Genomic DNA, 6,591 nt, shown 5'->3' with positions numbered 1-6,591 from the left:
AATAGGAGTGTTGGGTTTCGTTCCTCAACCCAACCTACAAATTTTTTTGCAACAATTTAGCCTTGCCACGCCAGTAGGGTGTGTTACCGCGTTAGCGTAACGCACCATTTTGTACGATCATCTTAAAGAAGATTAGAACAGCAGTTTTAAGAAATCGGTTCAAAAACCATTTGAGGAATCAACACCTCATCTTGTAATTGTCCAACACCCAAAAAGCGAGTTTCTTCTTCATAAACTCGCACTATCCCAGTTACATCAGAAATTAGAGAAACTCGCTGACCTTGACACCATTTTTGAGCAGATGTTGCTGGTAAAGTAACAGACAACAAATGTTGTAAGGCTGTATCAGGGGCAAGAGGTTGAAATATCCCAGATTCCAGTTTAGTTTCTAAGTCGGTCAAAGTGAGACTATCTGTTAAATCGAAACCACTGCTTTGGGTGCGGATTAAAGCTGCAAGAGTGCCACCAGTTTCTAAGATTGCACCTAAGTCACGGGCGATCGCTCTAATATATGTACCAGAACCACAAGCGATCGCCACATCCAATTCGGGAAAATCTCCTTCTTTCCAGTCCAAAATTTCTATGTGAAAAATTTCCACTGTCCGCACTGGAACTTCCACCATTTCACCTTTACGTGCTAAGTCATAGAGGCGTTTCCCATCCACTTGAATGGCACTGTAATTCGGTGGTATTTGCTCAATCTTGCCTTCAAATTGTGCCAGTGCAGTTTTCACCTCTGCCAAACTCAATCCAGCACAAGGTTGAGAATTAATGATTTCACCTTCTAAATCATCGGTTGTAGTACGCACACCCAGGCGAATGGTAGCCTTGTAAGCTTTGTTTTCTGGGAGATATTGCAATAATCTTGTGGCTTTACCAAGTGCGATCGGTAAGACCCCTGTCGCTGCTGGATCTAAGGTTCCCGCATGTCCTACACGTTTAAGGCGCAATAATTTTCGCACCCGCGCTACGCAGTCGTGGGAAGTCCAGTCAAATGGTTTGTTTAAGTTGAGAAAACCTTGAAATAACACAATAGCAATACTTTTACTTTTTTCTGTCTCAAATACTCATCGAATGCTCAAATATCTTAATTTCAGCATTTAAGTAAGTCGGCGATAAAAATTCTATCTATATGAAGAAATATAAATTAGTCGTAGGGTATGTTATGCCATAGGCTTACGCACCTTGGATTGTTAACGGTGCGGCGCTTGGCGACAACACACCCTACATTAAAATTCCTTAACATAGCTGGAAATATTAGCACCGACTTATTTAAACATAAATAATAACTGTAAAGTCATACTCGTTAATCAGTCTCAAAAAATGCTTGCTCTTTCAACCCCATTATCGGGGAAAGAGGAATAAAAGCATATCTCTATCCTTAGAGAACTCTTAAGTATTACTCCAATAACTCCAGACATCTAACCTCTATTTAGAAGCTCACATCGATTTTTCCTTTAAAAACATCAAAAAAGTCACATACCCTGTACCCCAAGGTACTCACAAAAAAACTCCCCTCTAGCATGAAGGGAGTTAGCTGACAGAAATTAATGGATGATTACTGACTCAGTAACCCGATAGCCATTTCAAGATACATTTTTGCTTTATGCAAAGCTAGCAGTTTCTCTTGGGTGTACCTATCTGGGTAATTCATGATTTTTCCTTCCATCGTGATTTTGATGAGTGCAGCTTGCTCATCTGTAGGAGCATTCATCTCATCTATAGCGTTACTCAGTGCTTGCATGAAAGCAAAGGTAGGAGGTTTCAATCCTTTACCTGCCTCGAATTGAGATAATGCCATTCGAGGGAATACCATCAAGGATGTAATCCATGAGGTCTTGTACCCTTTATTCCCAGTTGGTTTGATGCCGTAGCGTAAGCATAGGTCACGCAGTTCTTTGATGGTTTTGATTTCGAGTTCCAAACGTGTAAACATAGAGTTACCATTTCTCAAAAGTGGTATCGGTGGTGAACTGTTTGTCAGACGGAGAACACCACCGATTTAAAAGTCTATTCGATTGGTTTCGTTCGATTCAAGCTATAGTTACGTTTATACATGAATGGCTAATCCCAAAGGAACACCTGAAAATTTAGAACCAGGTAAAAAAAGAGGTGAAGAAGTATTAACTGATCAGTTGAGCTTCCGTGTCACTAAGGAAATGAAAGATGCGGTTAAAGCTAAGGATGACCCCCCTGAATTTTGCCGTCAAGCTATTCAGAAGGCACTAGATGAGGGTGTGTAGTTAATTGTTCAAACTTATTGAATATGGAAAAACCTCCCTACTGTGTAAGGGAGGCTGTATATTGCAAATGATTGTTTCCAAATACCATCAACGGGAATGACTAATTACCCTGAAAGTTAGATTAATTCTTGGTTGAACCTTCTTCGATGTTTTTGGGATCTGATGCTGCCAAAAATGCTGCGTTGCTCCCGCCATAACAAGGAGGCTGCCATGTATTAACTCAATTTCTGCTTTCAAATTCTTATCGTGCTTATGCCTAAACATAAACCTTCTTACTCCACCAAAACTAACAGAACCAATTACAGGATTGTTACCTAGTTCGGGTTCAGCATCAGTGTGCCAGGAAATTCCATCATTTCCGTCTCGGTAAAGGTTGAGCAAAACGCTGTTAAACCTAACTTTTGCAATCTTCTCAACTTTCTCTTTTACTTGTAGCAATGTAGGTGTCCAAGGTTCTGGTTCAAGATGAATGCCTGAGAATGTATATGATTTGTTTCTATCTCCATACCAAGCAGTTTTTCTTGGCAAGTTTACTTCCTTGCCGTAAATCTTCATCTTGTCTTGTCGCCATTTGATTTCGTTAAACAAGGTTTGAAAAAGCTCGTCGCTCTCTTGCTGATTGAAAAAATTGTGATAGAAAATCACATCTGCATCTGGCATAGATAGGACTTCTTTCTCTTCACTATTCTTTGGCTCATTGATAGCAGAGTTAAACCCAGAGAATAAGTTACCTTGAATCGCATTCATAGCTGATATATTTTTCGTAAAAGCTTATTTCAAAGTTTTATAGTGAACTGTCTTTCATATCTTTTTATTTCTCTGAAGGGTTTACAGATTAATCCGCTATAGATTCTGGCGATGCCTGCGGCGGGCTACACCTACGCAAAATGGTTTCATTAGGAGTGAGCTTGAGTAGTTCCGCACTGGTTTCCCATAGTTCCACAGCTTTGTTTTGATCGTAAGATTCCTCAGAAGATGGGACTTGTCGCAGACCAACAAAATATTTGCCTGTAACTCCTGCCAATTCCGTGTCAAGAATCAGTTTGGCAAGGTCTTTCCCAGATTTGTGAGGTGTGTTTACGTATGGTGCAAAAAGACGGAATCCTGGCAAAAGAAAAGTCCATGCGAAACGCTTGATTAGGTCGTAGTCACGGATGATTCCTGTACCTGGCATAAGTCCAGGATCGAAGGTATTCACTGTAATTGGGCACTGCTGGGTACTGTATCCCTGAGACTGGAGGCGATGTGATAACTCATAAGCGCATAAAATATTACAAAGCTTTGAGGTGGTATAGCGTCGCCTACCGATTGTATAAGCATCCTCCTCTTTTTGAGTCGAAGCTAAATCAGGAAATGCAAGTAACTTGGCATTGCGATACTCAGGAGAAGGCATACTCAAGGTCTGATTAGGCTGATCGTTGGGGAAATGTGTGCCACTGGTGACAAATACAACTCGGGCTGGAGAAACTAAGTGTTTAAGTAAGAGATTGACTAGCAGAAAATGTCCAAGGTGGTTGACTGCAAAAGTGGTTTCAAAACCATCCTCTGTGTAAGTTGTACCTGTGACAACTTGTATACCTGCATTACACACGATCGCACGCAAGGGAGGGCGATTCTCCTTTGGAGAGGCTGCGCCAACGCCTGCTGCGAATTCTTTGACAAAAGTGCGGATTGATGTTGTAGAGGCAAGATCCAACATCAATGCTTCGATAGACTTGTTACCCGTCTGGGCTATCAACCGTTTGACCGACAAAGCTGCTTGGTTTTGGTTGCGGCTAGCAATAATCACATGGGAGTTTGGGTCTAATGTTGCGATCGCTTTCGCACAGTAATAACCTAATCCTTTATTCCCTCCTGTAATGATTACAGTTTTATCTGATTTGCTCGTTTGAGTTGTCATATTTATTCCTCTAAAATTTGCTAGTGATACCATTTATTTGTGAGGCTCATCAAACTTTTTAACTTATTATTTATTTGTATTTTCTGCGCTCTTGGTGGTTTGTTGTTTCTCTTTCTTATACAGGCAAACTTTTGCCATATTGTACTAGAATGCTCAATAAAATTAACGGGAGTTTGACGAACCTCTCCCTGTCTTGAACTAAAGTTCAAGTCTGTCCCTCTCCGACTCGGAGAGCGACAGTTTTTGCGTAGTAAAAACAGGGAGAGGTCTTTTGATTCGTGTGACCCGTCGAACTCACGTTAATTTTATTTATCTAGAGCAAATAGTATCAAATGAGTATCCTAAAATAAACTCATATGAAACTCATGTGAAACAAGGTTTATATATTGTTAAAATTCTCTGTTTTTAAGCACCTATCGTGAACCACATCTTTTTAATCTCTTGCTTCGTTGCCAATAGAGATTAATTGATAACTGATAACCACACTGCTACAGATCAAGTTGATGATGGGGATATTTGATCCAATGGGAATACTTTCGGTAAGCTGACTGTAACTTTAGTTCCTTGCCCCACTTCACTGGACAAGGTAATATTGCCACCATGTAACTCAACACAACCTTTAGCGATCGCAAGCCCTAAGCCGGTACCAGGAATTGTGTCAACGTTACTTCCACGACTGAAGGATTGAAACAAATTTTCTTGATCTGCTATTGGGATACCAATTCCCTGATCTTTGATGTAAAAGATTACCTCTGATTCTTTGCCAATGAGGTGGAATTCCACAGTTCCTCCATCTGGAGAGTACTTAATTGCATTGGATATTAAGTTAATAAAAATTTGCTGCAAAAGTCCGCGATCGCCCCAAAAGCCCTGATTATTCCCAGTAATTTGGAAAATCAATTCGTGGCGATCGCCTGCCGTTTCTCGCTCCTGTTCGATCAAATCAGCAAAGAATTGGAGTAAATCGATCAGGATTGGCTTAAATTGGGGTTTTTCTAGTTCAAATTGGTTAACCAGAAGCATATTATCCACAAGTTTGGACATATACCTTGCTTTCTGTTCAATGATTCCCAAGAATCTCTGTTGTTTAGACTCATCCAGTTGCTGGCTATGTTTTACCAAAGTTGATGCAGCAGCCAGAATTGAAGTTAGCGGCGTTCGATACTCATGGGAAACCGTTGTAATGATTTGGGATTTAAAGGCATTAAGTTGCTTTTCTTTGGCAAGGGCTGCTTGAGTTTGGGCTAGCAATTCCGCCTGTTGGATAGCGATCGCTAGCTGCACCGAAACTTCATTGAGCATTTCTGCATCATCAGTTTGCCACTGTCGTTCCCCGGAATTATGGTGAGCAATCAGCAAACCCCAAAGCTTGGGGGTTGGGTTCCCATTATTGCTCAGATTAATGGGAACCACTAGGTTTGCCTTAGTATTAAATTGCTCTTTTAGGCTGACACAATTACATAAGCCAAGCTCATAAATATAAGGGATTGAGGATTGGGGATTGGGCACAAGAGGCAGAGGGGCACTTTGCTGGGTGCAAGGGGGAGAATGAGTAATTAATTTACCTCTTTCCTCCCTCTGCTCCCCTGCTTCTTTCCCAGCCCCAATGCGATCGCACAATGCTACAGTGCGGTATGACTCAACTGATGAGGCAACTATTTTACCGTCGATATCTGGGGCAAACTGATACACCATCACGCGATCGCACTTTAGAAGTTGTTGTACCTCTGCTACAGCCGTATTTAAAATTTGCTCTAAGTTCAGAGACTGGCGAATTCGTAAAGCAGTCGTGGCAATTAGGCGTTGGCGCTCTTGAGTTTTGCTAAGTTGGGCTTGTAAGCATGATTGCTTGATGGCATTGCGGACTGCTAGTTGCAGCACATCCTGTGTCAGATGGTGCTTGACTAAATAATCCAAAGCACCCCGTTTCATTGCTTGCACAGCGATCTCTTCATCGCCACGCCCTGTCAACATAATCACAGGGATAGAAGTCTCAAATATCTCCCGTTGCATCTGATCGAAGAGTTCTAACCCGCTCATATCAGGCAGGCAAAAATCTAGCAGAATGACATCGCAGCGTACTTTTTGGCACAAAGCAAGTCCTTCTTCTGCACAATCTGCCTCCAAAATCTGGTAGGACTGGTGCGGATCTTTCAAAAGATATCGGCGATAAATTTTCCGATCTGCTGCACAATCATCAATGATCAGTAGCGTCCATGTGTCCAACATAAGGGGATGAGGATCGGGGAGCCATATAGATCCCTTTTATCCAGATAGTATTTTCTTGCATAATTCTAAAAATAATATAAAATAAGTATAAATAAAATCTAAATTCTTTAGTAATTCTAAAGCAATACCAGATAGTCGAAGACAGTAGGAAAATGGGGAAAACGCATTTAGGAAAGACAAGCAGACACGCTGACTCAAAGAGGAAAATGTCGCTGTGCC

At 41.3% G+C, this 6,591-nt stretch carries 6 protein-coding genes; 1 reads left to right on the top strand and 5 read right to left on the bottom strand.

Translation table 11 applies throughout. The features are described 5' to 3' along the window. Positions 1–146: 146 nt before the first annotated feature. Positions 147–1,031, bottom strand: coding sequence for a tRNA pseudouridine(55) synthase TruB (gene truB / locus RM347_RS32100; RefSeq protein WP_322717136.1), 885 nt, complete (start codon positions 1,029–1,031; stop codon positions 147–149). A 527-nt stretch (positions 1,032–1,558) separates the two neighbouring features. Beyond that, positions 1,559–1,936, bottom strand: a complete 378-nt coding sequence (locus tag RM347_RS32095; RefSeq protein WP_322717135.1) for a hypothetical protein — start codon at positions 1,934–1,936, stop codon at positions 1,559–1,561. Between the two features lie 124 nt (positions 1,937–2,060). Between RM347_RS32095 and RM347_RS32090 the strand changes: the two genes are divergently transcribed. Continuing rightward, a complete protein-coding gene (locus RM347_RS32090) occupies positions 2,061–2,243 on the top strand; it encodes a hypothetical protein (protein ID WP_322717134.1) in 183 nt (60 codons plus the stop codon). Between the two features lie 87 nt (positions 2,244–2,330). Here the strand turns inward: RM347_RS32090 and RM347_RS32085 are convergent, their stop codons facing one another. The 3 genes from RM347_RS32085 to RM347_RS32075 form a co-directional block, all read right to left on the bottom strand. Then, positions 2,331–2,990: an alpha-ketoglutarate-dependent dioxygenase AlkB family protein gene (locus tag RM347_RS32085; protein ID WP_322717133.1), complete on the bottom strand. Its 660-nt coding sequence runs from the start codon at positions 2,988–2,990 to the stop codon at positions 2,331–2,333. An 88-nt stretch (positions 2,991–3,078) separates the two neighbouring features. After that, on the bottom strand, positions 3,079–4,143 hold the full coding sequence (locus tag RM347_RS32080) for an SDR family NAD(P)-dependent oxidoreductase (RefSeq protein WP_322717132.1): 1,065 nt from the start codon (positions 4,141–4,143) through the stop codon (positions 3,079–3,081). A 495-nt stretch (positions 4,144–4,638) separates the two neighbouring features. Beyond that, entirely contained in the window at positions 4,639–6,372 is a 1,734-nt protein-coding gene (locus tag RM347_RS32075; protein ID WP_322717131.1) for a hybrid sensor histidine kinase/response regulator, read from the bottom strand. Positions 6,373–6,591: the final 219 nt, after the last annotated feature.

Origin of the sequence: Nostoc sp. ChiQUE02 (assembly GCF_034531305.2) — a bacterium.
Classification (GTDB): domain Bacteria; phylum Cyanobacteriota; class Cyanobacteriia; order Cyanobacteriales; family Nostocaceae; genus Nostoc.
This window is presented reverse-complemented; position numbering and strand designations above follow the sequence as displayed.

Bases quoted from the DNA above. Each gene is read 5' to 3' on its own strand.
- RM347_RS32080 (WP_322717132.1), bottom strand. From the start codon at position 4,143: ATGACAACTCAAACGAGCAAATCAGATAAAACTGTAATCATTACAGGA.
- RM347_RS32090 (WP_322717134.1), top strand. From the start codon at position 2,061: ATGGCTAATCCCAAAGGAACACCTGAAAATTTAGAACCAGGTAAAAAA.
- RM347_RS32075 (WP_322717131.1), bottom strand. From the start codon at position 6,372: ATGTTGGACACATGGACGCTACTGATCATTGATGATTGTGCAGCAGAT.
- RM347_RS32085 (WP_322717133.1), bottom strand. From the start codon at position 2,990: ATGAATGCGATTCAAGGTAACTTATTCTCTGGGTTTAACTCTGCTATC.
- RM347_RS32095 (WP_322717135.1), bottom strand. From the start codon at position 1,936: ATGTTTACACGTTTGGAACTCGAAATCAAAACCATCAAAGAACTGCGT.